This window comes from Siminovitchia thermophila (genome assembly GCF_016909185.1).
In the GTDB taxonomy this organism is placed as follows: Bacteria; Bacillota; Bacilli; order Bacillales; family Bacillaceae_C; genus Siminovitchia; species Siminovitchia thermophila.
In genome coordinates this window covers 1-2,199 of record NZ_JAFBFH010000077.1, presented here as the reverse complement: position 1 = coordinate 2,199, position 2,199 = coordinate 1, and the positions used below count along the sequence as shown (strand labels likewise).

The following is a 2,199-nucleotide window of genomic DNA, read 5'->3' as shown; positions in this document are numbered from 1 at the left end:
TAGGCAATTCAAGTATAAAAGAATTGGATGTTTGCGTGTATATTTTTATGTGCAAATTATGTGGAAACCCCAACATTTAGTATAGAGCCAAAAAAGATGCCACGATACGTTACAGTAGGATTAAAGTTCCAGAAGATATTGAAAAGAAATGTATTGAGATGATGGAAAAGCTCAACATACACTTTGCAGCGTTTGATTTCATAGTAAATGAACATAATTATACTTTTTTAGAACTAAATGCAAATGGTCAGTGGCAATGGCTTGAGGAAGAACTAAATTTAGGTATATCAGATAAAATTATGGAATACTTAACTGGAGAAAATAAGTATGCTGAAAAATAAAATAATACTTTTTCTCTGTAAGCTTTTGTCGTATAGTCCTATTTTCCGAATTACCGATGATTTGCAATTTGGCGAAATTAAAAGCAACTCTTTAGAACGATTACGGATTTCTCTTGTGAGCTTTAATTTTGGTAAGAGGATTATTCATTTTTTTTCTTATTACATTGAAACAAAGAAAATGAGTTTTTTAAAAATAATTAACTTAGAGAAGTTATGTAATTATCCCGATAATGATAAAGCGAATAAAGCGTATAATTCCTATAAGAAGGAAATAGAAACAATTAACGATGACAAAATTTTAATGCACAAAGAAACACTTATGTACAAAATCAGTCAAATAGAGGGTACAAAGAATAAAACATTTAATAAATATGTTGCTTACATAGCAATCATAGCTCTGATATTACCATTATATGGGGCACAGTTAAGTAAACTTCATAATTTTATTGGTGATTACAAGGTAGTTTTTTTAATTGTTCTCGTTTATATTCTAGTTAATTTACTCTTATTTTTTCATGACTTTATGAAAGTTAGAGGATATAACAGGACACGGTTCAATTCAATTCGAAAGTCCGATACACCATTAAAGGAATTTACTAAATCGCTCTATTACGAATGGCTTACAATAAAAAGTGAAAGTACATTCCAAGTGACCTTAATTAAAAATATAGAAAAATATATGTTAGGATTTGTCGTAATTAGCGTTTTACTTCTTACCTCCCATACCGCTGAACAACACATTGCACAAGTAGACAATAATATAGATTTGAACAATAGTATTAATTCTCCAACTACCCTTATCCATCTATCTGAGGTCCGATCTGATGGTAGCGATTTTATGAAAGTCAATGATTTAGAATTAACAAGCTTAAAAGACAGATTACTTTACAACAATATTGATAAGTTAATAATTTTATATAGTGAAGAAACCTCGAGCTTGACAGATTTATCAAAGTTCTTGGATATGTACAATGATGGGTCTACTGATATAATAGAATTAAGAGATACTAACACTCAAGTGATTTCAATTATAGTAATAGAGGAGGATTAGATGAGGAAGCCGTATATTAGCTTATATGCTGAAGAATATCAGTTACAGAAAGATATTACCTTGGTTTACGACCATTTTACACAGCTGAATTATTTAGATAAAGAAAAAACAAAAACCGTTGCTTGTTTTGGACCTCGAGATAAATCAATTGAAACAAGGGTTATTGAAAATAGTGATGTTGATGAAAATTATGTAGGACCTGATACTACAAAAGAAACAGCTACATTAGAAGCCACTGATGAAGATTGCTATCAGCTATTAGGGCCAGATACAACTAGAATTACTGAAACAGTCGAAAATGGAGACATTAATTATCAAGCCGGTCCGCCCACCACTAGACAAACCTTTGTAGTTGAAAATGATGATGAATATGAAATGATGATGGATCCAGATTCTACTTTTATTACAAAAACGTTAGAAAATAGTGATCCAGATGAGTATCCTATCGTGTAGATTTTTAACGAATACTGTTTACGATAACCAATATAATAAAGAATCATTGCAATTCAATATAGTACGATTTTATTCTTTTAAAAATTGGTATGGACATAGTTTCGTAGTCAAACTACGATCCATATAAAATCATTCAAGCTAACAAATTATACATCACAGTTTAAAATTAATCCTATAAAGATTTGATGTTTTTAACAAAAGACACTTCAACAGAGGTGTCTTTTTTTTATGGGAAACTTTATAAATCAATCAACTAACGTGATGCTAGACTAAAAAGTGGACACAGATTGTTATAATAAAAATAAATAACAATGCTGAGGTGTCTATATGACTAAAGAAAATGGAAGACGTTAT

3 protein-coding genes are annotated in these 2,199 nt (G+C 30.0%); all 3 read left to right on the top strand.

Annotation, left to right across the window (positions count from 1 at the left end; genetic code table 11):
* Nucleotides 1–158: 158 nt before the first annotated feature.
* Genes JOC94_RS22610 through JOC94_RS22600 form a run of 3 tightly spaced genes read left to right on the top strand, consistent with a single transcriptional unit; the run spans nt 159 to nt 1,845 of the window.
* A complete protein-coding gene (locus JOC94_RS22610; protein WP_077113801.1) occupies nt 159–341 on the top strand; it encodes a hypothetical protein in 183 nt (60 codons plus the stop codon).
* On the top strand, nt 328–1,392 hold the full coding sequence (locus tag JOC94_RS22605) for a hypothetical protein (protein ID WP_077113800.1): 1,065 nt from the start codon (nt 328–330) through the stop codon (nt 1,390–1,392). The genes JOC94_RS22610 and JOC94_RS22605 overlap by 14 nt, the downstream gene beginning before the upstream one ends.
* The gene (locus JOC94_RS22600; protein ID WP_077113799.1) at nt 1,393–1,845 is read left to right on the top strand and encodes a hypothetical protein; all 453 of its coding nucleotides are present in this window, start codon (nt 1,393–1,395) and stop codon (nt 1,843–1,845) included.
* The last annotated feature ends 354 nt before the right edge of the window (nt 1,846–2,199 follow it).